23 protein-coding genes are annotated in these 24,398 nt (G+C 38.3%); 8 read left to right on the forward strand and 15 right to left on the reverse strand.

From position 1 onward, the window contains the following. Positions 1 to 118: 118 nt before the first annotated feature. The 3 genes from WAA15_RS01145 (at position 119) to WAA15_RS01155 (ending at position 2,879) form a co-directional block, all read left to right on the forward strand. Complete coding sequence (locus tag WAA15_RS01145) at positions 119 to 1,003, forward strand: YicC/YloC family endoribonuclease (RefSeq protein WP_337040518.1); 885 nt, start codon at positions 119 to 121, stop codon at positions 1,001 to 1,003. A gap of 99 nt (positions 1,004 to 1,102) precedes the next feature. Continuing rightward, a complete protein-coding gene (gene eno, locus WAA15_RS01150; RefSeq protein WP_337040519.1) occupies positions 1,103 to 2,380 on the forward strand; it encodes a phosphopyruvate hydratase in 1,278 nt (425 codons plus the stop codon). 172 nt (positions 2,381 to 2,552) lie between these two features. Next, positions 2,553 to 2,879: an FtsB family cell division protein gene (locus WAA15_RS01155; protein WP_337040520.1), complete on the forward strand. Its 327-nt coding sequence runs from the start codon at positions 2,553 to 2,555 to the stop codon at positions 2,877 to 2,879. A gap of 38 nt (positions 2,880 to 2,917) precedes the next feature. On the opposite strand, the gene WAA15_RS01160 is transcribed toward WAA15_RS01155, so the two are convergent. The 4 genes from WAA15_RS01160 to WAA15_RS01175 all read right to left on the reverse strand — a co-directional run bounded on the left by WAA15_RS01160 (position 2,918) and on the right by WAA15_RS01175 (position 6,888). Beyond that, positions 2,918 to 4,021 carry an Mrp/NBP35 family ATP-binding protein gene (locus WAA15_RS01160; protein WP_337040521.1) on the reverse strand — a complete coding sequence of 368 codons (1,104 nt, stop codon included), beginning with the start codon at positions 4,019 to 4,021 and terminating at the stop codon, positions 2,918 to 2,920. A 62-nt stretch (positions 4,022 to 4,083) separates the two neighbouring features. Continuing rightward, the gene (locus tag WAA15_RS01165) at positions 4,084 to 4,818 is read right to left on the reverse strand and encodes a YqjF family protein (protein WP_337040523.1); all 735 of its coding nucleotides are present in this window, start codon (positions 4,816 to 4,818) and stop codon (positions 4,084 to 4,086) included. A gap of 94 nt (positions 4,819 to 4,912) precedes the next feature. Beyond that, on the reverse strand, positions 4,913 to 5,893 hold the full coding sequence (locus WAA15_RS01170; protein WP_337040524.1) for a GSCFA domain-containing protein: 981 nt from the start codon (positions 5,891 to 5,893) through the stop codon (positions 4,913 to 4,915). A gap of 338 nt (positions 5,894 to 6,231) precedes the next feature. After that, entirely contained in the window at positions 6,232 to 6,888 is a 657-nt protein-coding gene (locus WAA15_RS01175; protein WP_337040525.1) for a DUF2490 domain-containing protein, read from the reverse strand. A gap of 330 nt (positions 6,889 to 7,218) precedes the next feature. On the opposite strand from WAA15_RS01175, the gene WAA15_RS01180 reads away from it, so the two are divergent. The 5 genes from WAA15_RS01180 to WAA15_RS01200 all read left to right on the forward strand — a co-directional run bounded on the left by WAA15_RS01180 (position 7,219) and on the right by WAA15_RS01200 (position 13,733). Beyond that, positions 7,219 to 8,247: a sensor histidine kinase gene (locus WAA15_RS01180; RefSeq protein ID WP_337040526.1), complete on the forward strand. Its 1,029-nt coding sequence runs from the start codon at positions 7,219 to 7,221 to the stop codon at positions 8,245 to 8,247. Next, on the forward strand, positions 8,225 to 8,962 hold the full coding sequence (locus WAA15_RS01185; protein WP_337040527.1) for a LytR/AlgR family response regulator transcription factor: 738 nt from the start codon (positions 8,225 to 8,227) through the stop codon (positions 8,960 to 8,962). The genes WAA15_RS01180 and WAA15_RS01185 overlap by 23 nt, the downstream gene beginning before the upstream one ends. Before the next feature lie 117 nt (positions 8,963 to 9,079). Then, entirely contained in the window at positions 9,080 to 11,833 is a 2,754-nt protein-coding gene (locus tag WAA15_RS01190; RefSeq protein ID WP_337040528.1) for a TonB-dependent receptor domain-containing protein, read from the forward strand. A 14-nt stretch (positions 11,834 to 11,847) separates the two neighbouring features. Then, positions 11,848 to 12,702 carry a DUF4249 family protein gene (locus tag WAA15_RS01195; protein ID WP_337040529.1) on the forward strand — a complete coding sequence of 285 codons (855 nt, stop codon included), beginning with the start codon at positions 11,848 to 11,850 and terminating at the stop codon, positions 12,700 to 12,702. 188 nt (positions 12,703 to 12,890) lie between these two features. Continuing rightward, positions 12,891 to 13,733 carry an endonuclease/exonuclease/phosphatase family protein gene (locus WAA15_RS01200; RefSeq protein ID WP_337040530.1) on the forward strand — a complete coding sequence of 281 codons (843 nt, stop codon included), beginning with the start codon at positions 12,891 to 12,893 and terminating at the stop codon, positions 13,731 to 13,733. Positions 13,734 to 13,807: 74 nt separating this feature from the next. Here WAA15_RS01200 and ctlX read toward each other — a convergent pair whose 3' ends face one another. The 11 genes from ctlX to WAA15_RS01255 form a co-directional block, all read right to left on the reverse strand. Next, entirely contained in the window at positions 13,808 to 14,740 is a 933-nt protein-coding gene (ctlX, locus tag WAA15_RS01205) for a citrulline utilization hydrolase CtlX (RefSeq protein WP_337040531.1), read from the reverse strand. A gap of 35 nt (positions 14,741 to 14,775) precedes the next feature. Beyond that, complete coding sequence (locus WAA15_RS01210) at positions 14,776 to 16,014, reverse strand: pyridoxal phosphate-dependent aminotransferase (protein WP_337040532.1); 1,239 nt, start codon at positions 16,012 to 16,014, stop codon at positions 14,776 to 14,778. Positions 16,015 to 16,150: 136 nt separating this feature from the next. Beyond that, entirely contained in the window at positions 16,151 to 16,567 is a 417-nt protein-coding gene (locus WAA15_RS01215; protein ID WP_337040533.1) for a hypothetical protein, read from the reverse strand. A 35-nt stretch (positions 16,568 to 16,602) separates the two neighbouring features. Then, positions 16,603 to 17,334, reverse strand: coding sequence for a hypothetical protein (locus WAA15_RS01220; protein ID WP_337040534.1), 732 nt, complete (start codon positions 17,332 to 17,334; stop codon positions 16,603 to 16,605). A 91-nt stretch (positions 17,335 to 17,425) separates the two neighbouring features. Beyond that, positions 17,426 to 17,980 carry an RNA polymerase sigma factor gene (locus WAA15_RS01225; protein WP_337041305.1) on the reverse strand — a complete coding sequence of 185 codons (555 nt, stop codon included), beginning with the start codon at positions 17,978 to 17,980 and terminating at the stop codon, positions 17,426 to 17,428. 193 nt (positions 17,981 to 18,173) lie between these two features. Further along, positions 18,174 to 19,130, reverse strand: a complete 957-nt coding sequence (locus WAA15_RS01230) for a transketolase family protein (protein WP_337040536.1) — start codon at positions 19,128 to 19,130, stop codon at positions 18,174 to 18,176. 55 nt (positions 19,131 to 19,185) lie between these two features. Continuing rightward, complete coding sequence (locus WAA15_RS01235; RefSeq protein ID WP_337040537.1) at positions 19,186 to 20,058, reverse strand: transketolase; 873 nt, start codon at positions 20,056 to 20,058, stop codon at positions 19,186 to 19,188. 177 nt (positions 20,059 to 20,235) lie between these two features. Beyond that, a complete protein-coding gene (locus WAA15_RS01240; protein WP_337040539.1) occupies positions 20,236 to 21,057 on the reverse strand; it encodes a DUF1295 domain-containing protein in 822 nt (273 codons plus the stop codon). Between the two features lie 11 nt (positions 21,058 to 21,068). After that, complete coding sequence (bcp, locus tag WAA15_RS01245) at positions 21,069 to 21,518, reverse strand: thioredoxin-dependent thiol peroxidase (RefSeq protein WP_337040540.1); 450 nt, start codon at positions 21,516 to 21,518, stop codon at positions 21,069 to 21,071. After that, positions 21,457 to 23,523 carry a M23 family metallopeptidase gene (locus WAA15_RS01250; protein WP_337040541.1) on the reverse strand — a complete coding sequence of 689 codons (2,067 nt, stop codon included), beginning with the start codon at positions 23,521 to 23,523 and terminating at the stop codon, positions 21,457 to 21,459. The genes bcp and WAA15_RS01250 overlap by 62 nt, the downstream gene beginning before the upstream one ends. Before the next feature lie 240 nt (positions 23,524 to 23,763). Next, positions 23,764 to 24,390 carry a fumarylacetoacetate hydrolase family protein gene (locus WAA15_RS01255; protein ID WP_337040542.1) on the reverse strand — a complete coding sequence of 209 codons (627 nt, stop codon included), beginning with the start codon at positions 24,388 to 24,390 and terminating at the stop codon, positions 23,764 to 23,766. Between the last annotated feature and the right edge of the window lie 8 nt (positions 24,391 to 24,398).

Consider the following 24,398-nt stretch of genomic DNA (forward strand, 5'->3'; position numbering starts at 1 on the left):
CTCTACGAATCTTATTAAAATAGTTTAAGTATTTTTAATAAGAATTTTGGTTTTAAACCATCAATTACTCCCTTTTTTTAACGTTCTTTGCAGTATATATTACTGTAAAATTTTCTGTATGCTACAATCAATGACTGGTTTTGGCTCGACAACCCTCGAAAATGCCAAAATTTCTGTAACTATCGAAATTAAATCTCTCAACTCTAAATTTTTTGATATTTATTGTCGGATTCCAAGAGGCTATTCTGAACGTGAAGTGGAAATCAGAAACATACTGACTCAGGAACTGGAAAGAGGCAAAGTAGAATTTGTAATGACTGTTACCCCTAAAGAAGATGCAGGGGCATCAACAGCAGTAAACAGAGCTTTGGTAAAAGCCTATTTTAAAGATTTAAAAGCTACATCGCTCGAATTGGGTTTTGAACCAAACCCGACCGAGATTCTGAGAATGGCAACTATGATGCCTAATGCCTTTAATACTGATGCCTTAAGTGAAGCCGATGCACAGGCAGAATGGGACTTAATGAAAAATGCGATTGGTCAGGCTATTGCTAAATGTAAAGATTTCCGTTTGCAGGAAGGTAAAAATACAGAGATAAAGTTCAGAGAATATATCGAAAATATTAAAAACCTACTGGCCCAAATAGAAGAGCAAGACCCCAAGCGTATTCCGTTAGTACGGGAACGTATTGAAAAATCGGTGTCTGACTGGTTACAAAACGAAAACTTCGACAAAAACCGATTTGAGCAGGAGCTCATCTATTATGTAGAAAAATTTGATATTTCAGAAGAGAAAGTTCGTCTGAAAAACCACCTTGAGTATTTTGTAAAGGAGTTAAAAACGGCGTCTAATGGTAAACGTTTAAACTTTATTGCTCAGGAAATTGGTCGCGAAGTAAATACTATCGGTTCAAAGGCTAACGATTCGCTCATTCAGCGGCTGGTAGTTCAGATGAAAGACGAACTCGAAAAGATAAAGGAACAAACAATGAATATTGTTTAAAAATATCTGTACTTTTGCATTAAATTATTAATAAAGTACCTGAATTATTATTGATTTTATAATTTATTACCAATAACTCTAAATTTTTATAGTTGAATTATGAGCCAAATTGTTAGAGTACACGCCAGACAAATTCTTGATTCAAGAGGAAACCCTACTGTTGAGGTAGACATCCTGACTGATAATGGTTATTTGGGACGTGCCGCTGTACCTTCTGGTGCTTCAACAGGAGCGCACGAAGCAGTTGAACTAAGAGACGATGACCCTAAAACTTACGTAGGTAAAGGTGTATTAAAAGCCGTAGCCAATGTAAATAATATCATAGCTCCAGAAATACTAGGTGCAAATGTTTTTGAGCAAGGTTTGATTGATAAAATCATGATTGACCTTGACGGTACCCCAAACAAAGGAAACTTAGGAGCCAATGCTATTTTAGGCGTGTCATTAGCAGTAGCAAAAGCAGCTGCTTTTGAAGCGGGTTTATCGTTGTTCCGTTATTTGGGTGGGGTTAATGCTAACACATTACCTGTACCTATGATGAACATCCTTAACGGAGGTTCTCACGCTGATAACTCTATCGATTTTCAGGAGTTTATGGTAATGCCTGCAAAGGCTGATTCTTTCTCTCAGGCACTACGCATGGGTACTGAAATCTTCCATAACCTGAAAAAAGTATTGAAATCGAAAGGTTATTCAACAAACGTAGGCGATGAAGGTGGTTTTGCACCAAATATCAAATCGAACGAAGAAGCTATCGAGATAGTACTACAATCTATCGAAAAAGCAGGTTTCAAACCGGGCGAAGATGTATTTATTGCAATGGATGCAGCCGCTTCTGAATTCTACAATGCAGAAACTGGTCTTTATACATTCAAAAAATCAGACGGTAAACAATTAAACTCTGCCGAAATGGCCGCTTATTGGGAAACATGGGTAAACAAATATCCGATTATCTCAATTGAAGATGGTATGGCTGAAGACGATTGGGCAGGTTGGGCTGAACAAACAAGATTAATTGGTAGCAAATGCCAATTAGTAGGTGATGACTTGTTCGTTACAAACGTAAGCCGCTTGCAAGAAGGTATCGATAAAGGTATTGCCAATGCCATTCTTGTAAAAGTTAACCAGATTGGCTCATTAACAGAAACTATCAATGCGGTTAACCTTGCGCATAGAAACAAATATAAGAGCATTATGTCGCACCGTTCTGGTGAAACAGAAGACTCAACAATTGCCGATTTAGCAGTAGCTTTAAATACAGGGCAAATTAAAACAGGTTCGGCGTCTCGTTCTGACCGTATGGCTAAATACAACCAGTTGCTTCGTATCGAAGAAGAACTAGGAGAAATGGCCTATTTCCCTGGCTTGAAGTTTTAATGAATAGCATTAATCTGAAAAAAGCACCAGACAATAAAAATGTTCTGGTGCTTTTTGTTTTTATGGTTTCAATCTTTATTTTTGACGTATAAATCGTGCTTTAAATTATTTCCTGATTCAAATTTTCAGAGCCGTGAAAACGTTTTGCTGAAAATATAAGCTTTATACTCCTATGAAAATCTATGTTCCTGCTTTTCTGCACAAGTATCGTTTTTATCTGCTTACAACGCTTGGCTTGCTAGTCTGGATAACTTTTTTTGATGGCAGTAGCCTGATTGCCCAGTTCAGACTCTGGCAAAAATACAGAGAGCTGGAAGAGCAAAAAGAATATTATGTTGATGCCCTGAAAAAAGTAAAGCAAGAAGAGAAAGAGGTAATGGGAAATACAGATGCAATGGAGAAATTTGCCCGCGAAAAATACCTCATGAAAAAAACTGGTGAAACAGTTTTTGTAATTGTAGATGAGAACAATAAATCTATCGAAAAAGAAGAAGAGTAAAAAAGGTTTCAGATAAAAACCTGAAACCTTCCTGATTATTATCTTACCTCTACCCGCGCTGTGCGTTGGCCCGACGCGTTTCGGATAGCTACCTGTTGGGCTAGTGCTTCGGCAGTAGCTTTAAATGCCTCGCTCGTAATAGGGTTATCGTCCATCATTACGGGGCGGCCTTCGTCGCCACCTTCACGGATACTCTGTACAATCGGAATCTGCCCTAGTAGCGGAACATCATATTTTTCTGCCATTTGTTTTCCGCCATCTTTGCCAAACAGAAAGTACTTGTTATCAGGCAACTCGGCTGGTGTAAAATAGGCCATATTTTCTACAATACCCAGAATCGGGACATTAATTTGTGGTTGACGGAACATCGACAGCCCTTTGCTGGCATCGGCCATAGCAACTTTCTGAGGTGTAGTTACCACTACTGCGCCTGTTAACGGAACCGTCTGAACCAGCGTTAAATGTATATCACTCGTTCCCGGAGGTAAATCAATCAGAATATAATCCAGTTCGCCCCAGTCAACATCACCAAAAAACTGGCGTAGAGCCTGACTAGCCATTGGTCCGCGCCAGACAATTGCATTGTCGGGTGGTGTCAGGAAACCAATAGAAATCATCTTTATGCCGAATTGCATAATAGGGGCAATCATATTTTTGCCATTTTTCTGCGAAATTAAAGGCTGCATGTGCTCCGCTCCGAACATTAACGGAATAGATGGCCCCGAAATATCAGCATCAATAATTCCTACTTTGGCCCCTGATTTTTTCAGGGCCATAGCCAGATTAACAGTAACTGTTGATTTCCCGACCCCACCTTTACCTGACGAAATAGCAATAATGTTTTTCACGCCATCCAACACCGGAGCATTATTTCTGATAGAGGTAACGTCGGCTGTCATGTTTACAGTCACTTTTATGTCCTTACTCAGCAGATTATGAATGGCATCTGTACAGTTTTTACGGATAAGCTCCTTTAAAGGACAAGCAGGCGTAGTTAAAACTACGGTAAATGAAACCTGATTAACCCCAACTTCAATGTCACGAATCATATTAAGCGTAACGAGGTCTTTCTTCAAGTCAGGTTCTTCAACTGTACTTAAGGCTTGTAATATTTTTTCTTTGGTGATAGTAAATTCTCCCATGCAATGGTAATGATTTCGTAAATACTTTGTCGTACTTTAAAAACAACAAGGAATGTATATTTTTAGTTTATTGTTTTGCCTCTCAGAACAGATATTTCGGAGCCTTCGGCCAATAGAACAGATGTAGGCGCAGCCTCTTTTAAAAAAGCGAAATCCTGCCCATAAAGTTCACCAAAATTACACTGTATCTGATAATCTTTAACGGGGTAAACATCCCACCGAGGGTGCTTTACTTCATATTCGTTTGTTTTTGTGTCAGCATATTTGGCATAACCCCAATAATGTTCAGTAATAAACTCCTCTTCACTACCTGACACCATCGCTTGGCACTGGTTATTGGCTTTAGCTTGTAAGTAATTCCAGCCACTTCCAGATTTCCAGTAATACTTTACAGCAATTTCTGATTCACTTTCAGAAATTTCATGCTTGCAGGGGTGTGTAGCATAGTTTTCGTTATAAACAGTGTTGGCTACTAGTGTAATCATATATTTCGGAACAATTTCCTTGATAAATACCACACCTCGCTTCCAGATACCATTATCATGATAACGCACATAAAAACGAAGGTTTACTTCTTCAAAATTGGTATGGAATGGAAATTTGATACCCAATACTTTGGTTTCTATAAACAAAAAGCCAACCAGACTCACATAGCAGCGATTATTCCAGAAGTCTAATTCTGTTTTGTAAGGCAAATACTTTTTTAAAATTTCGGGTGAAACCTCATAATTAGCCATGAGAAGTTTACGCCATTGAGCGTCCAAAAAAGTAGATTTTCTGGAAAGATTCTCTTGCATAACCAGTACTTAGAATAGATTAATACCAAAACTGACACAACTATTTGCAAAGGTAAGCAAGGTTGTGCCAGTTCTGATATTTTTTTAGGTAAAATTAAGCAGCCTCTAATTGTGATAGTACTTTTGCTTTTTCGCTCGACACATCAATTCTATCGCTAAAGCCATTGAGTTTTTCTAATAAATCTGCCAGAAATTTCTGATGTGACGGCGTGTTTGTTTGTATTGGTTTATGATTTAACGACATTTTTACTTTATGCCATTCTCTCAGAAAATTATTCAGGTCGTCGGTAAAATAGGTTTCTGAGAATTTCTCAAAAATATATTTTTCAGCCTGCTCATTCGGATGAATCATATCGGACTTATAAAAACGATAATCACGTAAATCATCCATCATGATTTCAAAACTAGGAAAATAATGTACGTCGCTAAAATCCTGCTCAATATGATAACAGGCGGTTCGGAGGATACTTTTACTGACTGAGTTAAGTTGTAGGGTTTCACGCGTGTGCCTTACCGGACTTACAGTCAATAAAATCTTTATTTTGTTATTGTGCATTTTTAGCTGTTCGTACATCGAACGAAAACGCAGAATAATATCTTTTACGCTAAGAATCTCTTTTTTAAAATTAGTCGATGGGGCTTTGTGGCAGTTGGCAACAATCTGGCTGTTTTCTTTCAGTTGGTGTACAATAGCAGTACCAAAAGTGATAATCAGGAAATTTGCTTTTCGTAGAAATTGCTGTGCTTTTTTATTAACAGGATTCAACAATGCCTCCAGTTCCTCTCTCGAATCAGCATAGAATTTTGAATGATAATCATAATGTTGCCATATACCTGAGTTTTCGACCATCAGGTGTTTATAAACCGGTTGGCTTTGCAAACTGTTACTAATCAATTTGAAAATTGAGGAGGGGTTAAACACAGTCCCGTAAGGATTGCATAAGCATTGTATCTTATTTTCAGCTAACTGACTTCCAATGACTTCGGAAAAACAAGAGCCGACAGTCATTATTCTGGAGTCAGTGCCGATGCGGAAATGAGCAGGACTCATTTCAATTTCAGTACGGAATTCCATTATTTGTATCTTTTTAGGGGTTAGTTTTAGGGACAGATAAGTTGTTGATAGTCAACTATTTGCGAAAATAAATTATACGGCTCAGACTCGCAAACTTTTTTGAAAAAAAACATTAAAATTAATATTCAGGAGACAATTACTTAATTTTATAGGTAAATACCCAGATTTTTTTGGATAATATAACTATAAATGTTGCAAGAAAGCAGTATAAAATATTTGCTTCAATCCCTAAGCTATTTCGATAAACACTATTCTATAATAGCGAATTTTCTCTAACTTTTATTGTGTAAACTCCTTACTTTGTTTGCAATTATAAAAGCTATTGTTTGTAGATAACTTTATAATTTCAATTTATAAGAAACCAGCAATGTGAAATCGTCAAGCTTGGTATTGTTAAACTCATGAGAAACGAACCCCCCAATGGTAATAATATTTCGTTTATTAATTTTGTAGTCAACTTCTGCTCTGTATCTCAGTTCATCAAAGGCTTCACCAATTCTGTAAAAAAGGTCGGCCGATACCGCAGGTGTAAAGCGGCTTTTATTTGGGTAGGCTATTTCCAGTTTGTTTCTCAAATAGCTCTTATCATTTTCAAGTAAGCCGTTATCGTCCTTAAACTGATTCTGATAACGTAAACGATAATCAAATTTCAGAAAACCTATTTTGCGGTTATAAGAAACATTGGCATAAAAACGGTGATAAGGTTTGTATACATACTCACCTTCGCTTTTATCATATTTTCGGCGGCTAATGAAACGATAGAAAGCACTTACTTCCCAATGCTTATTTAATTTGTAGCCAGCTCCTAGTTCGGCAACATAAGCACCTGTTGTAGTGAGGTTATTATTGAGCCTCCATTGGCCGTCCAATTCTAAGGAAATCTTTTTGGTGATTTTTTTAGTTACATTCACTCTGGTCCAGAGATTAATGTTTTGCTCTTGCGAAAACACTGTAACAGGTATAAAAATGAGCAGAATTAAAAGGTGTTTTTTCATGTTTTAATGTTTGTGTAATTCAATCAGCAATCCGTATTTGTAAAAATATAGCAGGGCTAAACCATTACAGAATTGTTTTATAACAGCAAAGACGCAAAACTTGCCGAAAGGGTAACATAACCGAAAAGAAAAATTAATATAACACACTTCTGTTCTTTATCTACACAAATAGCAAAATTATATACAGACATTAACTTTTATGCTTTAATAAGTGCCAAACTATGTGGGTTTGTAGTTTCTTTACAACATAACTATGGATATTAATCAATGAATTTTCTAAAACGTTATTCTGTTTGGTTACATATTATTGGCTGGATAATTTTCATTATCATGCCTTTTCTAACATCTCCGAATGGGCATCTGAACTTTTTCCGTCAACCCAATTTCCCATCATTTCTGTTGTCTCAGCTTATCAACGACATCATGTTGATTGCCGTTTTTTATTTTAATCTGGCATTTCTGACTCCCAACCTCTTTATAAAGAAAAATACTGCGGCGTTTGTGTTATACCTGCTGGCGATATTTCTGGTTATGCTATTTCTAAACAAGTTTACTTTTGAAACTTTCAGGAAACCGATTTTGCAGCGGTTCCCGCCCCCTGATTTATCAAACTTCAGGAATAGGCCCACGTTCATGCCATTTCCTTTCTTTTTCCGAACTATCATTTCTTTTTCATTAGTGATACTTGCTAGCTCGCTACTGGCACTTATCAAAGAACGAAGCGTGCATAAAGAAGAAAGACAACAAATAGCATTAGAAAAAACTGCCGCCGAGCTTGCCGTGCTGAAATTACAGATTAGCCCCCATTTTTTATTTAATACGCTCAATAACATAAGATGGTTAGCCCGACAAAAGTCCGATATGACCGAAGATTCGGTCGTTAAACTTTCGCAACTGCTTCGATATATGATTTATCAGGCCAAACACGATAAAGTACTGCTTGAGCAGGAAATTAATTATTTGCAGAATTATATCGAATTGCAAAAAATGCGACTGACCGAAAAAAATACTGTTAACTTTACTTATACCGGAGCCATAGAGCAGTTAAGTATAGAGCCGTTGTTGTTTATTCCGTTTGTTGAGAATGCCTTTAAATATGGTTTGCATAGCCAGCAAGAAAGCAAGATTGAAATCAGCTTGAAGGTAGAAGGTAAAAAACTGAATTTCTTTGTGAAGAATCCTGTTTTTGACAATAATTTTCCTGACCAGTCCGAAAACTCAGGTATCGGTATTCAGAATGTTGAAAAACGTTTGTTATTACATTACCCTGATACACATGAGTTAAATATTTCTAATATAGGCGGATATTTTAGTATCGATTTAACTATTATTCTGAATGATGCAGAGACCAAAAAATAGAGCAAAAATAAGTTGTATTGCTATTGATGACGAGCCTTTTGCACTGGAAATTATTGCCGACGACATTCGGAAAATTCCTTTTTTAGAACTGATTGGTGTTTTTTCAAATGCACTGGATGCCACAATATTTTTGAATGAAACGGAGGTTGATTTAATTTTTCTGGATATTCAGATGCCTACACTTACGGGTATACAGTTTCTGCGGAATCTGGCTGTACCACCAATGGTTATTTTTACAACAGCTTATGAGCAATACGCCCTTGAAGGCTACGATTTAAGCGTGATTGATTATCTGTTAAAACCTGTACCCTTTGAACGATTTTTAAGAGCAGCCAATAAAGCCTTTGAGTTACATTTGCTCAAAATGAAAGATGCACTTAAAGAATTGCCGAAAGAACGGCCCTTCTTTTTTGTTCATGCAGAATACAAGCAGATAAAAATATTTTTTGATGAAGTTATTTATATAGAAGGGCTAAAAGATTACGTGAAAATATTTGTAACGGGTAGCCATAAGCCAATTCTGACACGCTTAAATCTTAAAACGATTGAAAGCAAACTGCCTGCACAGCAATTTTGTCGGGTGCATCAGTCATATATAGTGGCATTAGATAAAATCAGTGCTTTTCAGAAAACCAAACTTCTGGTCGATAAACTCGAAATTCCGATAGGAAAGCGTTTCCTTGAGGTTTTTCAAGAGAAATATCAGCAAAAATAAACCAGCATTCATAATACATATCTACACAAAACAATCTATCTTCTACACTCTCAGATAGGCAGACATCTCAAAACTGAGCCGATGCGTCATTGACGGTAAACTAATCATGATGCTCGTATGAGAAAAAAAATCCTTTACTTTTCATTTATTCTCTCCTGGATTACACTCATGGGAGAAACCTATGCCCAGACTTCTAAAAAATCTACGGTTAACAATCCACTCATTAAAGATGAATTCTTTAATAATATTCCGCTTGTTAATGTATTGGCAGAAATCGAAAAAAAATATCCTGTCAAATTAATTTATGACAAAGACGAGCTAAAGCCCTACAACATTACCTACTGGTTTACAAATGAAACTTTTCAGGACGGGTTAAAGGCTATTTTCAAGAAAATACCTCTGAAATTTTATTTAGATGAAAATGATATTATTCATATCATTGGCAAGAATAAGAAAATTGAAACCCTAGCCGATGTGAAATTTCAGGGGCAGCCTACAAAAACTGATTTTACACTAACCGGAAAAGTGGTTGATGCAACCAGTGGCGAAAACCTGCCTTTTGCTACGGTTATGATTAAAAATACTAAACAAGGTAGCCAAACTAACGTTGACGGATACTTTACTTTATTAAAGGTGCCATCTGATACCACAACACTCGAAGTGAGCTATGTTGGTTTCGTCACCCGCACGTTTCATTTGAATCCAAAGCTAAATCTGGATGACCTTAAAATTGAGATAGACCCCGCCACAGGCGTTTTAGAAGAAGTAAGCGTTACTGAGAAAAAAACAGAGGTGTTGAAAGCAAACGAAGTAGTTGGTATGATTAAAATGACCCCTCGTAACATAGCCAGACTACCCAATGTAGGAGAGAGAGACCCTTTCAGGGCTTTTCAGCTAATGCCCGGTGTAAGTGCCTCAAACGAGTCGTCGTCAGGTTTATATGTACGAGGCGGTACTCCAGACCAGACATTGGTTTTGTATGATGGCTTTACGGTTTATCATGTCGACCATCTTTTTGGGTTCTTTTCGGCCTTCAATTATAATGCTATTAAAGATATTCAGCTTTATAAAGGCGGTTTTGATGCCAAGTTTGGAGGGCGAATTTCGGCCGTTGCCGAAATAACTGGTAAAGAAGGTAATAAAAAAGAATTTAATGCAGGAGCCGATGTAAGTCTGTTAAGTACAAATGCGTATATAGAAACCCCAATTGGCGAAAAATTCACTTTTCTGGCGGCAGCGCGCCGTTCATGGAAAGGCCCCCTTTACAAAAAATTATTTGAGCGTTTTACGACCGAAAACACCAGTCAGAACCAACAGGCAAGTGCTTTACCCGGTGGTAATGGCCGTAATCCGTTCGGCTCGTTCGGGCAGGCGCAGGTGGCTAGTTCTTATTTTTATGATTTAAACTCGAAACTCACTTACCGACCTACTAAAACAGATATTTTGTCGCTGAGCCTTTACAATGGTACTGATAACATGGATAACTCGAGTAGCTCCAGCCTGAGCGGCTTTGGCCCTCCGGGCGGCGGTTTCGGAGGGGGCAGGGGCTTTAATACATCAAACAATGATGTTTCTGTTTGGGGAAATCTGGGCGGAAGTCTGAAATGGTCAAGGCAATGGAGTGAAAAATTTTATAGTAATGCGCTCATAAGTTATTCAAATTATTATAGCAATAGAGATAACAGCCGTCTAATGACAATCACGCGTGACAGCGTAGGAAGAGATGTAAAAGTAGGGCAACTGGAAGACAATAACCTGTCAGATATTACAGCAAAAGTAGACTTTGAATGGAAACCCGTTACCAATAATCAGGTAGATTTTGGTTTGCAGGCAACACGTAATAATATTAAATATACTTACAGCCAGAACGACACCATTACTGTATTGGATAGAAACGATACCGGAAGCACTTATACTGCGTATGTTCAGGACCAGATAAAGCTATTCGATACCAGACTGCATATTAATCCGGGTATTCGGATGACCTATTTTGATGTTACCCACAAGACCTATTTTGAACCAAGATTTTCAGCTAATTTCAATCTTACTCCGCGCCTGAAACTCAAAGGAGCTGCTGGTGTTTATTATCAGTTTGTAAAACAAATTAACCGCGAAGATATAACGCAAGGAAACAGGAACTTCTGGGTATTGTCAAACTCTTCGTCATTGCCTGTAACAAGGTCAAACCACTTGATTCTGGGTGGAAGCTACGAAACGCCTGATTATTTGTTTGATGTAGAGTTTTATCAGAAAAAAAGCACCGATATTACTGAATATACGCTCCGTTTTGTGCCGCAATTAGGCCGTATGCTGGCGGCTAGTGAAACTTTCTTTAATGGAGATGAAACTATCAGGGGAGTAGATATTCTTGTGCAACGTAAATTCGGAGACTTTAACGGTTGGATTGGCTATACATTGGCAGAAGCTAAACGTTACATTGCCGCATTTTCTGATAAACCTTATTATTCAGACCAAGACGTGAGGCATCAGTTCAAACTTGTTGCTTCTTACAAATATAAAAGATGGGATTTTGCCGCCACTTGGATTTATTCCAGCGGCCGCCCTTATACTTCTATTCTGGGAGCTTATCAGGTTACTTTGCTCGATGGAACTGTAAGAAACTTCACCAATCCTTCTGATAAAAATGCTAATCGTTTCCCTGCTTATCATCGGATGGATGTTTCAGCTACTTATAATTTCAGTACGCACTTTAACGTAGGTTTTTCGGTGTTTAATCTCTACAACCGTACCAACACATGGTATAAGAGATTTCAGGTAATTACAGACGACGATTTAACTATTCTTCAAACAACCAACGTCAATTATCTAGGTTTTACGCCTAATGTTACAATGAGCTGGAAACTTAAATAAAACAGACACAAACAATGAAAAATATAAGAAATATCTTGTTCATATTATTAATTCAGGGTGGATTGCTCAGTTGTACTGAAACAAACACGGTAGTGAATCCGGGCGAAAAACCTATTGTAGAAGCTTATCTGGCTCCGGGGCATCCGGTCAGTTTAAAAGTATTTACGGAGATTCCTTATGCCGAAACTTCAGAGGGTGTTTCAGAACCCATTAATGGCCTTAGCATTAAAATTACAGGCAGTAGCGGAAAAACTTTTTTGTTACAGGCAAAAGGTGAAGGTATTTACGAATCAAAAGCTACTGAACTAATTGAAGCGGCAGGGTCGAGGTATAAAATGGAGTTCGATTACATGGGGAGAACCATCAGCGCAGAAACTGAAATACCTGAAAAACCTATCGGATTCACCATAAGTACCCACGAAATATCACGTACGCAGGTTAATTTGTCGAGTGGAGGTTTTCCAGGAGGGGGTGGTGGCGGCTTTGGAGGAATCAATAACACACCTATTGAATTATCGTGGAGTAATCCTGAAAACCTCTATCATTTTATAGCCGTAGAAAACACAGAAACAAGCCCTGAACAAATTATTATCCCACCAACAGGGTCGAGTTTCCCAACTATGCGTTTCAGGTTTACTAATGAACCACTGCTAGGAACTCATAATAATATTCAGCCGCAGAGCCTTGAATATTTCGGTAACTACGACGTGATACTATACCGTATCAACCCCGATTATTCGGCATTGTACCAGTCGAGCGGAACTACCACGCAGAATCTCAGTACGCCACCTTCAAGTATAACCAACGGTTTAGGTATTTTTACAGGAATAAATGCCGATACCCTGAAACTGGTTGTCAAGAAAAATTAAATACAGTTCATATCATAAGTTAGTTAATCGGATAGGGGGTTGGTAAATAGCGTTACCGGCCCTTTTATCTTAAAAAATAGCAGGAAATTAATGAGAGTTTTGTGTAAGAAATGGTAAGCAATGTTTTACTTTGCAAACTGAAATTACTCCTTCAACCTGTTTTATTTAAACAACAAAACCTTCTATCTATGAAATTAACTAGTATCTGCCTGCTATTGTGCTTACTAATGGCATTTGATGGTTTATCGCAGAAAAACAAAAGCCTTAACATTGCTACTTACAACCTGCGTTACAATACCGCTAACGATGGTGTCAATGCTTGGCCTAACAGAAAAGAATTTGTAAAAAGCCTGATTCAATACCATGAGTTCGATATCTTCGGTACTCAGGAGGGGCTACGCGGGCAACTGAACGATATAGCCGAACTTAAAGAATTTGCTTTTTTGGGTAGCGGACGCGACGACGGCAAACAGGCTGGCGAGCATTCGGCTATTTTTTATAGAAAAGATAGGTTTAAAGTCTTGAAATCAGGTGATTTCTGGTTGAGTGAAACCCCCGATAAACCGGGCAAAGGCTGGGATGCTACCTGTTGTAACCGTATATGCTCATGGGCTAAGTTTAAAGACCTAAACACCAAAAAAGATTTCTATTTCTTTAGCGTACATTTTGACCATCAGGGTGTTGAAGCGCGCCGTCAATCAGGTAAATTAATGGTAAAAAAGATACAGGAAATAGCTAAAGATGCCCCAGCAATATGTGTTGGCGACTTTAACTCAACCCCAGACACCGAGCAAATCAAAGAAATGCAAACGCTTCTGAACGATGCCCAAAAGGTAAGCATAATGCCCCCTTACGGCCCTGAAGGTACATTTAATGCTTTTAAATTTGATGCGCCCATGAAAGACAGAATAGATTATATTTTCGTAGATAAAAAAATAAGCGTTTTAAAATATGGAGTGCTGACCGACGCTAAAGACCAACGCTACCCGTCTGACCACCAGCCGGTTGTAATTAAAGCACTTATCAACTAGTTTTAATTGAAAATAAAAAATACCTTCTGATACGTTTCAAAAGCTCAGAAGGTACTTTTTTTAGGCTTGGACTATTACTTGTTAGGCAAATGCACTTCTGCCATCATACATCTGGCAGAGCCACCTCCGCAAGTTTCAATAATATTCAGGTCGAAATGTAAAACATTGGCAAACTCTTCTAATTCTTTGCGTTGGGCTGGTGTAAGAGATTCGTACGCCCGTGTTGACATTACCAGAATCCGGTGACCTTTCTGATTTTCTACCAGTAGCATATTTCCGGCAAAATTATTCATTTGCTCAAGGCTGATTTCGATTATATTCTTTCCGGTACTTTCCAGTGACTCTTTCACCATTAATCTCTCATCGAGGTCTTTGATAGCTTTCAGACAAATAACTGCAAAGGTATCTCCAATGCACATCATCACATTGGTGTGGTAAATCTCTTTGTCTTCAGCATCAACAGAGGTAAACTTCACAATTTTGTAGCCGTTCATTTTTTCTTCCCAAGCCTTCAATACATCTTCGTTAGTTCTTGGCGACAGGCTTGCATAGGCTATCCGGTGCATACGGTCAAGCACAAGGCTTCCGGTGCCTTCCAGAAATTTGTTTTCTTCTTCAAAAGCCGTCAGGTCAATGATGGTTTCTACATGAAAATCCTTGCCTAACTCTTCAATTATATCTGACCTACGTTCCAAACGGCGGTTTTCGGCTTGCATCGGATAGAGGCAAACCTTGCCACTATGATGGAATGAAACCCAGTTGTTCGGAAAAATACTGTCAGGGGTATAAGGCTTTGGTGTATCTTCGTAAACTATTACATTAACACCTATGGCCCTTAGCTGGCTTACCATTGTATCGAACTCCCTCAAGGCATTTTCTTGGGTAATCTCAAGGTCTAATGTCTGCGAATTAGTATCCTGAAAAGCATTACTTTCAGCCGTTTGTAAGTTGAAAGCAAAGTTCACAGGGCGAATCATCAGGATATTTGAAGTAACTTGGGCTTGCATGAAGTGTAAATTTAAAGTTTCAAATAATTACTATTTTATACCAGTTCCATTTCATCAACTTTTATACGATGCCCTTCCAGAAAAGCCCTGATTCGACTAGACGCCGTTTCGAGTTCTTCCATCGATGGCAGAAAAACAATACGAAAATGGTCATTTTTTACATAATTAAATCCTGTTCCTGATACAACCAGAACTTTTTGTTCTGATAATAAATCAAAAACGAATTGTTCATCATCTTTGAATGAGAACTTACGTAAATCAATTTTTGGGAACAGATACAACGCCCCTTTAGGTTTAACGCAGGTAACACCCGGAATATCGGTTATGCGGTAATGGATTAAGTCACGTTGTTTACATAAGCGACCCTCAGATGCTACTAAATCATCGATGCTTTGGTATCCTCCTAAAGCTGTCTGAATAGCGTATTGGGTAGGTACATTGGCGCATAGCCTCATACTTGCTAACAAATTGAAGCCTTCAACAAAAGATTTGGCTTTTTGTACTGCACCACTCAAAATCACCCAGCCGCCACGGAAACCAGCTGCCCGATAATTTTTTGATAGACCGCCATAAGTCATCACAAACACATCATCACTTAAACTGGCAATTGGTATATGTTTGTTTCCGTCATACAGAATTTTATCATAAATTTCATCTGAAAACACAATCAGGTTATGTTCAGCGGCCATTTTCATGATGCCTTCCAATACCTCTTTGTTATAAACAGCTCCTGTGGGGTTATTCGGATTAATAACAACTATTCCTTTGGTTTTACGTGTAATTTTGCGGCGAATATCGTCTAGGTCAGGATTCCAGTCCGATTCCTCATCGCAAAGGTAATGCACAGGTTTACCTCCTGAAAGAGCTACGGAGGTTGTCCAGAGAGGATAATCGGGCGAGGGGAGGAGTATTTCGTCACCTTCATTGAGTAATGCCTGCATAGTCATTACAATAAGCTCGCTTACTCCGTTACCAATAAAAATATCGTCAATAGTTACGCCATGAATACCAATCTGCTGTGTATAGTGCATAATGGCCTTACGGGCTGGAAATATGCCTAAATGATGAGAATACCCTTGTGCATTACGAATATTCATAATCATGTCGTGGATGATTTCATCAGGAACATCAAACCCAAAAGGGGCCGGATTCCCAATATTCAGATTGAGAATTTTCTGGCCCATAGCCTCTAGTTGCTGTGCTTTGTCGAATACAGGGCCACGAATAGCATAACTTAAATTATTGAGACGGTTACTTTTATTGATTTGTTGCATATTTCAGATATGAATAAGATATGTACAAAATTAATTAAAATTTGTGCGTGTTGGAGGAATATGCCTATAAAAAAGGTCGGAGAAGTTATCTTCCCCGACCTTTTTACAAAAACAGGCTGTTTTTATGGCTTTAAGGCTATTTTTGCAACCTTTCAAGTAATTTCTTATTAAAGCTTTGTTCGGTGCGTTTTAGCTCTGCAAATTGGCGAGGAGTAATGGTTTTCAGAATTTTAGCCATATATTCTTCTTCCAGTTCAATTTCTTTTTTTCGATAGCCAAGCACTTGGCGGTGTGCTGCAATTATTTTTTCATCATTAGCACTGGCAGCGTTGGCATCGTCCAGGGCTCTTTTAATGTTTCGTCTGAGATCAAATTTTTTACTTTGATACTCGTTATAGACAGACCAGAACTGAGGGGCCTGCTCAGTAGAAAGGTCCAGTTTTTCGGTAATTAACCCAATTTTAGCTGTCTGAATCTTCTCATACCTTTCTTCGCGGCTATTCTGAGCCAGTGTAAGAAAAGGTAAAAATAAAAGGATTATAATGTATTTCATAACTGTTGGTTTAAGCGTGAGTATCTGGAAATAGCTTATATGTCTTCCAGATTCTCGTTTTCTAAATGCTCTAAAATATCTTTATTATCGATTTTTAAATCATCTAAAATCTTTGTTTCAATTTCTTTCGGTAGAGGTTTTTCGGGTGATGCTGATACCTCATACTCCAGATAACTCAAGTCTTGTGTGGCTAAATAGCTATTGAGTTCTTCCTGACTGATTTCATTAAAAGCTGCATCAGCGGATGGCTGAGACATCTGCGGAATAGCAAAGCCTAAGCCTACCAATAATACAACACTAGCAGCAGCGGACCATAACGTGCGGCTTTTTTGCCACCAGTTTACCTTAATTACCTTACTTTCGTGCGTTTTCTCAAGAATAGTTTCGGGTAACTTCTCAAAATAATTTTCAGGTACTTCAAATATATTTTTTCGTTCAAAACTTTCAATCCATATATTGGTTTGAATTTGTTCTTCTAAAACCTCAAAATATCCTTCTGGAACTGTAAAAATATTTGCTTTTTCTAGTGTGTCAAGTGTAATGCGTGCTTGTTCAGTAACTGCAATTCGATTTAATATTTTGGCAGAAAGAGTATCAAAATAATTTTCAGGTACCTGAAAACTTTGTTTTTTGCCAAAGTTAATAGCTGGGTCCTGTGTTATACCGATTTTTTCGTGAATGACCACAGCTAGGGTGTCGAAATACCCTTCTGGCACTTTGAATATATTCACTTTAGGTAGCTCGGTTATTTTTATTGACTCTTTCATTATTGTATCGAGTACTTTTGTTTTCTTCGACTTTATAGGTTTAATTCTTTATTTGCTTTTTGACAAGCGAATTTTTAAAAGGTTTAAATAATTATGATTCATTATTTAAAAATTCTTCAATTTTTTTTACTGCCAAGTGGTATGATGCTTTCAAAGCACCTACCGAAGTGCCAGTTATTTCGGCAATGTCTTCATATTTCATATCTTCATAGTACTTCATATTAAATACCAGACGTTGCTTATCGGGCAGTTGTAAAAGTGCTTTCTGAAGTTTTACCTGTATTTCATCTCCTGAAATATAGCCGTGCGAAATAGAGCTTTCGAGGGTATTGAGCAGGTCTGTGCTATCTTCATTTTCGATAGGAACATGATTCTGACGGCGTTTCTTTTGTAGAAAATTTAATGATTCATTGGTAGCAATGCGGTATATCCAAGTATAGAGTTGCGCGTCGCCTCTGAAATTATTTAAACCTTGCCATACTTTAATGAAGGTCTCTTGTATCACGTCGTCGGCATCATCATGGTCAATAACCATTTTACGGATGTGCCAATAAATTTTTTGCTGATATTTTTTTATCAGCAATTCGAACGCGTTTTGTCGTTTCGCCGGATCTAGTAGTAAGTTAACTAACTCTTGGTCTGAGATTTGCATTTTCAGGTAAGAGATTTTATATGGGAGTTTGAAAAATGACTAAACTTCCCATTCCCAAAACCTCTCCCGTTTTTTGAAAAAATTCGAGAGAGGTCTGAAAACCTTCCTTACACTTACGAAAGGTTGGATTGGGCTTTAATATAATAAATGGGTGTTCTTTCAACTAATATTAAACAACCTCAGGCTGCTATTGTTTTCTTTGAATAGCTTTTAAGGCTTTGTCGACAATATTTTTTGCTGAAAGTCCGTATTTTTCCATTAACTGTGCTGGTGTGCCTGATTCGCCAAACGAATCGTTTACGGCCACGTATTCTTGCGGTGCCAGAAAATTCTTAACCAATGTTTGCGCTACTGCGTCGCCCAAGCCACCGTTTGCCTGATGTTCTTCGCAGGTAACTACACATTTGGTTTTACGAACACTCATTAAGATGGCTTTTTCATCTAAAGGTTTAATGGTATGAATATTCACTATTTCTGCGCTGATACCCTGAGCTTCGAGGATTTCAGCAGCCTGAATAGCTTCCCAAACCAGATGGCCTGTTGCAATAATACTTACATCTTTACCTTCATTAACCATCCATGCTTTGCCAATTTCGAATTTTTGGTCAGGAGCAGTAAAAACAGGTACTACCGGGCGTCCAAAGCGTAGATAAATAGGGCCTTTCCAGTTGGCAGCAGCAATAGTAGCAGCTTTGGTCTGGTTAAAGTCACAAGGATTAATAACCGTCATGTTTGGCATGGCGCGCATCATGGCTAAATCTTCCAGAATCTGGTGAGTAGCACCATCTTCTCCTAGCGTTAGGCCGGCGTGCGAAACGGCAATTTTAACATTTTTATCTGAGTAAGCTACTGACTGGCGAATCTGGTCATAAACTCTACTTGAGCCAAAGTTGGCAAAAGTTGTAGCAAACGGAATTTTACCTCCAATAGTTAAACCCGCTGCTACGCCAATCATGTTTGCTTCAGCAATACCACATTGAATGAAGCGCTCGGGGTTTTCTTTAATAAAAGTATCAATTTTCAGAGAGCCAACAAGGTCGGCGCAAAGAGTTACTACATTAGGGTTAGTTCTGCCTAATTCGGTCATACCAGCACCAAAGCCTGAACGTGTATCTTTTTTCTCGGTGAATGTGTATTTTGTCATAAACGATGATAATTCTGATTTTTAAGATTTGATTTGTGTACTTCAAAGTATCTTATCAATAATCTCCGATAGTACCCGAGGTAACCAATTGTTTAAGGGCTGCTTCCAGTTGTTCGTCGTTTGGTGCTACACCATGCCATTTGTGGCTGCCCATCATGAAGTCAACACCTGCACCCATTTCAGTTTTTAACAAAATCATTATTGGCTGGCCTTTGCCTGTCAGGCGTTTGGCTTTACGAAGCCCCGCAACCACTTCATCCATATTATTGCCATCTTTTATTTCCATCACATTCCATCCAAAGGCTTTATATTTAGCTTTTAAATCGCGGTTGTTCATTACTTTTGCTGTAGGGCCATCAATTTGCTGCCCGTTCAGGTCAATAATAGCAATCAGGTTATCAACTTGGTGGTGTGGAGCTGCCTGTGCTGCTTCCCATACTTGTCCTTCCTGTTGTTCGCCATCACCCATTAAGCAATATACCAGATTTTTATCTCCATTCAGGCGTTTGGCAAGGGCAGCCCCAATAGCTACTGAAAGCCCCTGGCCTAATGAACCCGATGCTACACGAATACCCGGAAGGTGTTCATGTGTTGTGGGGTGGCCTTGCAAGCGTGAATCTATTTTACGGAAAGTTGCAAGCTCTTTTACGTCGAAATAACCCCTGCGGGCCAGAGTTGAATAAAAAACAGGTGAGATATGCCCGTTAGAAAGGAAAAACAAATCTTCGCCTTTTCCATCCATATTAAACGAAATATACCCATCCTTGCCTTTTCGGTTGTTGAGTTTCATTTGTTGAAAATACAGCGCAACAAATAAATCGGTACAACCCAGAGAGCCTCCCGGGTGGCCGGACTGGCAGGCATGTACCATTCTAACAATATCTCGGCGAACTTGTACCGCAATTTCTCGTAATTCTTGGTTTTGCATTTAAAAGTATTATTAAGTGTCAAAAAAACAATTAATACAAATGTAGTGAGAAAATGATAAAAATGTGGTTTTGTATTAATTTTTGCAAAAGTACATAATACATCTTGGTTTTTAAACATAAAACCCTGTTGATAAAGATGTTTTTTATGTTTTTATTCAATAGTAGTAAAACTTAGCTTAGAATATTTTTGGAAAAAAGGCAGGAACACGCCTGATGTAGTGGGCGTACTGGGGTTTGGTTTCGGTAAGCTTTTTTTCGAGTAGGGCAACTCCTGATACCTGCATGAGCAGAAAGGTCATGAGTAATGGGCTGAACAGATAAATGAAGTTTCCGGTTGTGATGCTGAACATACCGTATCCCCACCATTGCATAGCATCGCCAAAATAATTTGGGTGCCGTGTAAGCGACCACAAACCCGTTTGCATTACCTGACCTTTATTGGCAGGGTTTTTCCTGAATTGCTGTAATTGCCAGTCGCCAACGGCTTCAAAAATAAAACCGATACTCCATATTACAATCCCGATATAATCTGTAAGTGCTAAGGTATCATTACTTGATTGCATTGCAGGGGCGTATATGGCAGAAATGAGCCATAAAAGAACACCTTGTAATACAAATACCCTGAAAAAAGATACCCACCACCAGTTGTTTGCGTGCTGTTGTCGCCATTCCTGATAGCGATAGTCTTCGCCTTTACCAATATTTCGGAAAGCCAGATGCAGGCTTAGCCGTAACCCCCAGATGCTGACCAGTACACAAAACAGTAATGAACGGGTGTCGGTAAGGCTCAAGGATATTTTGTAATACCAGACCGTAATTACAAAACCACTTCCCCAGAAAATATCAATAATGCTGGCATCTTTTAAAAATAAACTAACCAACCAGAGTACAGTCAGGCACGACATTATTATCAGGAACCCTTCTCCAAACGGAAAAGGCTGATAAAACAGAAATATGCTTATTAAAATAATAACTAGTAGCAAAATAACGCGTGCCATAACAAGTAGAGTTATTTTAAAATTTGTTCGGCATGATTCTTTGTATCTACTTTACTGATGATTTCTTCAATAATGCCTTTTTCATCAATCACGAAAGTAGTACGCACAATTCCCATGTACGTGCGCCCCCACATTTGTTTTTCGGCCCATACACCATAATCGTTCACTATTTTGTGGTCTGTATCGCTTAATAAATCAAATGGCAGTGCATATTTCTGAATAAATTTCTTGTGTGATTTTTCACTATCGGTACTTACACCCAACACAATATATCCTTTAGCCAGAAACGATTCGTAATTGTCTCTTAAACTGCAGGCTTCTGCCGTACAAGCTGGTGTATTATCTTTAGGGTAAAAATATAATATTACCTTCTTGCCTTTGAAATCACTTAATTGAACGCTATTTCCGTCTTGGTTTTTTGCTTTTATTTCTGGCGCTTGGCTTCCTATGTGCAGGTGCATGTTTCTTTTTGGTTTTTTGTACTTGTGGTTTTTTCTGGTGTGTTCGTTGGTATTCTTCAATATTGGTTTCATAAACACCAACATTGCCAACATTATCTGTTACTTCTAACCGTAAATTTCCGGTAAATGTTTTATCTTCATCCAGTTTAACAGACCATATTCTTCCGTTTTTATACTCGTAGTCCATCAACACCCATTCGCCATTTACATAGCAATTAAAATTTTTGATACCCGAAAGATTATCAGAAATGGCAAAACTCAGATAAGTTGAGTCTATTCTGACAGGGCGTGCGCTCGGAGCTTCAATATCGTTCATGATTTGGAAACTGCCCAGCCTTTTGGTTTTAAACTGAATAGAACTACCTATCCATGTTCCACCCAGATACTGGCGGCCATTGCTGATGTCATAAACTCCCGTTTTAGGTGACATCGATATGCCAGAGGGTGTCCAGAGTACATTTATAAAATCTTTTAAAGGAGTTCGGTCATTATTAATACTCAGTCTGTTACCACTAAACGAGGTAGTCAGATACAGCGTATCGTATAAAGCATTGTTAAAATCAATTTGCAAATTAGGCTCGTTATATAACTGGCCAGATTGGGGCAATATTTCTTTTTTGATACCTATTGATTCGGAACGGTTATCTACCTGAACGAAGTCTACAATCCCACGGTTGAGGTCATATAAATAAACGGCTTCTTTATTGGCAATATACGATAACGGAATTTTGGCAGGCACTCCTTTATTTTGTAAAATGGCATAAGGTGCTTGTGTATTTTTGGCTCTTATAGCTAACGTGTTTTCAGTAATTGATGTTGAAATATTACCCACATATTTACTTTCTTCAGCAAGCGATGCCTCAGTGTTGCTTTCCTGTAAAACAGAGCTTTCTCCCTGAATTGAAAAAGTCAGGGTAGAAGTATTGCCATAAGAATCTTTTACCTTAATTAATACACTGTGTAACTGATTGTCGTTGATATATATTTTCCCTTTATTTTTATCTGTATTATAAACCGAAATACGGTTTCCGTCGGCTACATAACATTTTTGTATGCGTACCCCATTGCTTTCGGCTATATCGTAGTCAATATGAACATTAATGTCTTTTGAAACATCAAAGGGCATTTTTTCCAGATTCAGTTTGTAAGTGCTTCGGCCATCAACATCTACTTCCAACTCAGTAATACCCATCCTGAAAGGTGAAGTCTGGCTTCGGTCATAAGTATTTAGTTCAATACCTATAATACCTTGTGCTTTTACAATATTAGCCAGCGTGTAATCGCCCGACGCTGTGCGTTTTGGGGCCATAGATACCCGCCCGAATTCGCCGTTAACGCGTGAATAAGCATTTAATGTTTTCAGAATGACTCTTTCAATGACAGGTGCCTGAGAATCAACAATTTCTGGAAAACCAAATTTCATAGGATTAATGGCGTTTTCGAGAGCATCGCGTATTTCAAAATGCAAGTGTGGGCCTCCAGACGCACCAGTATTACCCGAAATAGCTACTATTTCGCCTTTTTTTACTTTTATTTCGTTAGGAGACGGGGTTAATTCTATTTCCCAGACTTTCTGATTATATTCTCTTTTACGTAAGTATTCTTCAATAACAGGATTATAGTTTTTTAGATGCCCATAAACAGTAGTATAACCATTTGGATGTGTAATGTACAATACATTGCCGTAGCCTCCACGCATTACCCGTATGCGCGACACATAGCCGTCGGCAGCAGCATAAATATTGTAACCTTCTGCTCCTCCTGTACGAATATCAAGGCCTGCATGGAAATGGTTTGTTCTGAGGTCGCCGAAACCACCCGACAACGAAGCCTGTTTACCCGGTTGTATCGGAAACATAAAATAACCACGGGGATATTGGTCTCTGGTTTGGCCGAGGTCACGTTGGGCGTACAGACAATTACAGGAAGTGTCAGAAACCAGATAGATAATTAAAAGAATTGCGCTTAAAATTCTTGTAATAATCATGGATTTGTTATTATTCATACACGTAAAACTTATAAATGAGAGGTGGATATGGCATACGGTGTTTTATTTGAAATAAAACGTAAATGCCCGAAAATTGTTAGAGATATATAGATAAATAGTAGTGGGTAGATGTTCGTCCACTTTTATCTAATCCCAGCAAATTAAAAATATTGAGGTAGTGTGCCTGCAATAAATGTAGGTATACTACCTCTTTTATAATACGAACGTTGCTACTTGGCTGTAAGTATAAGTAATAGTTTATTTTACTTCAAACTCAAGCATTTTTTCGTTTTCAATAAAGGCAGTTAATTTATCGCCTATTTTAACAGGACCTACACCAGAAGGAGTCCCCGTGAAAATAATGTCACCCGATTTAAGGGTAAAATATCTGGATACAAAAGATATAATATAATCAAACGAAAAAAGCATCATCGAGGTATTACCTTGCTGACGGGTTTGTGTTTCTCCGTGGGCATCTGTAACATCCAGATGAAAATTTAGATTCTTTAAATCAGGGAACTTTGATTTAGGCACAAACTCCGAAACAGGAGCCGAACCATTAAAACCTTTGGCTAAATCCCACGGTAAACCTTTGGCTTTCAGCTTCGATTGCAGGTCACGCGCAGTAAAATCTATGCCGATTCCTATTTCGTCATAATACTTGTGGGCAAATTTTTCCTCAATATTTTTTCCCATTTTGTTGATTTTTAGCAATATTTCGACTTCATGATGAATGTCTTGCGAAAAATCAGGGTGGTAGAACGCCTCACCGTTTTTCAGAATGGCAGTTTCAGGCTTGGTAAAGATAACTGGCTCGTCGGGGCGTTCGTTGTTTAATTCTTTGATATGTTCGGCATAATTTCTGCCAATTGCAATAATTTTCATAAGTAAAA

This window comes from Emticicia sp. 17c, assembly GCF_037153985.1.
In the GTDB taxonomy this organism is placed as follows: domain Bacteria; phylum Bacteroidota; class Bacteroidia; order Cytophagales; family Spirosomataceae; genus Emticicia.

Excerpts from the sequence above, each read along its gene's own strand:
- WAA15_RS01145 (WP_337040518.1), top strand. The coding sequence starts at position 119 with ATGCTACAATCAATGACTGGTTTTGGCTCGACAACCCTCGAAAATGCC.
- eno (WP_337040519.1), top strand. The coding sequence starts at position 1,103 with ATGAGCCAAATTGTTAGAGTACACGCCAGACAAATTCTTGATTCAAGA.
- WAA15_RS01155 (WP_337040520.1), top strand. The coding sequence starts at position 2,553 with ATGAAAATCTATGTTCCTGCTTTTCTGCACAAGTATCGTTTTTATCTG.
- WAA15_RS01160 (WP_337040521.1), bottom strand. The coding sequence starts at position 4,021 with ATGGGAGAATTTACTATCACCAAAGAAAAAATATTACAAGCCTTAAGT.
- WAA15_RS01165 (WP_337040523.1), bottom strand. The coding sequence starts at position 4,818 with ATGCAAGAGAATCTTTCCAGAAAATCTACTTTTTTGGACGCTCAATGG.
- WAA15_RS01170 (WP_337040524.1), bottom strand. The coding sequence starts at position 5,893 with ATGGAATTCCGTACTGAAATTGAAATGAGTCCTGCTCATTTCCGCATC.
- WAA15_RS01175 (WP_337040525.1), bottom strand. The coding sequence starts at position 6,888 with ATGAAAAAACACCTTTTAATTCTGCTCATTTTTATACCTGTTACAGTG.
- WAA15_RS01180 (WP_337040526.1), top strand. The coding sequence starts at position 7,219 with ATGCCTTTTCTAACATCTCCGAATGGGCATCTGAACTTTTTCCGTCAA.
- WAA15_RS01185 (WP_337040527.1), top strand. The coding sequence starts at position 8,225 with ATGATGCAGAGACCAAAAAATAGAGCAAAAATAAGTTGTATTGCTATT.
- WAA15_RS01190 (WP_337040528.1), top strand. The coding sequence starts at position 9,080 with ATGAGAAAAAAAATCCTTTACTTTTCATTTATTCTCTCCTGGATTACA.
- WAA15_RS01195 (WP_337040529.1), top strand. The coding sequence starts at position 11,848 with ATGAAAAATATAAGAAATATCTTGTTCATATTATTAATTCAGGGTGGA.
- WAA15_RS01200 (WP_337040530.1), top strand. The coding sequence starts at position 12,891 with ATGAAATTAACTAGTATCTGCCTGCTATTGTGCTTACTAATGGCATTT.
- ctlX (WP_337040531.1), bottom strand. The coding sequence starts at position 14,740 with ATGCAAGCCCAAGTTACTTCAAATATCCTGATGATTCGCCCTGTGAAC.
- WAA15_RS01210 (WP_337040532.1), bottom strand. The coding sequence starts at position 16,014 with ATGCAACAAATCAATAAAAGTAACCGTCTCAATAATTTAAGTTATGCT.
- WAA15_RS01215 (WP_337040533.1), bottom strand. The coding sequence starts at position 16,567 with ATGAAATACATTATAATCCTTTTATTTTTACCTTTTCTTACACTGGCT.
- WAA15_RS01220 (WP_337040534.1), bottom strand. The coding sequence starts at position 17,334 with ATGAAAGAGTCAATAAAAATAACCGAGCTACCTAAAGTGAATATATTC.
- WAA15_RS01230 (WP_337040536.1), bottom strand. The coding sequence starts at position 19,130 with ATGACAAAATACACATTCACCGAGAAAAAAGATACACGTTCAGGCTTT.
- WAA15_RS01235 (WP_337040537.1), bottom strand. The coding sequence starts at position 20,058 with ATGCAAAACCAAGAATTACGAGAAATTGCGGTACAAGTTCGCCGAGAT.
- WAA15_RS01240 (WP_337040539.1), bottom strand. The coding sequence starts at position 21,057 with ATGGCACGCGTTATTTTGCTACTAGTTATTATTTTAATAAGCATATTT.
- bcp (WP_337040540.1), bottom strand. The coding sequence starts at position 21,518 with ATGCACCTGCACATAGGAAGCCAAGCGCCAGAAATAAAAGCAAAAAAC.
- WAA15_RS01250 (WP_337040541.1), bottom strand. The coding sequence starts at position 23,523 with ATGAATAATAACAAATCCATGATTATTACAAGAATTTTAAGCGCAATT.
- WAA15_RS01255 (WP_337040542.1), bottom strand. The coding sequence starts at position 24,390 with ATGAAAATTATTGCAATTGGCAGAAATTATGCCGAACATATCAAAGAA.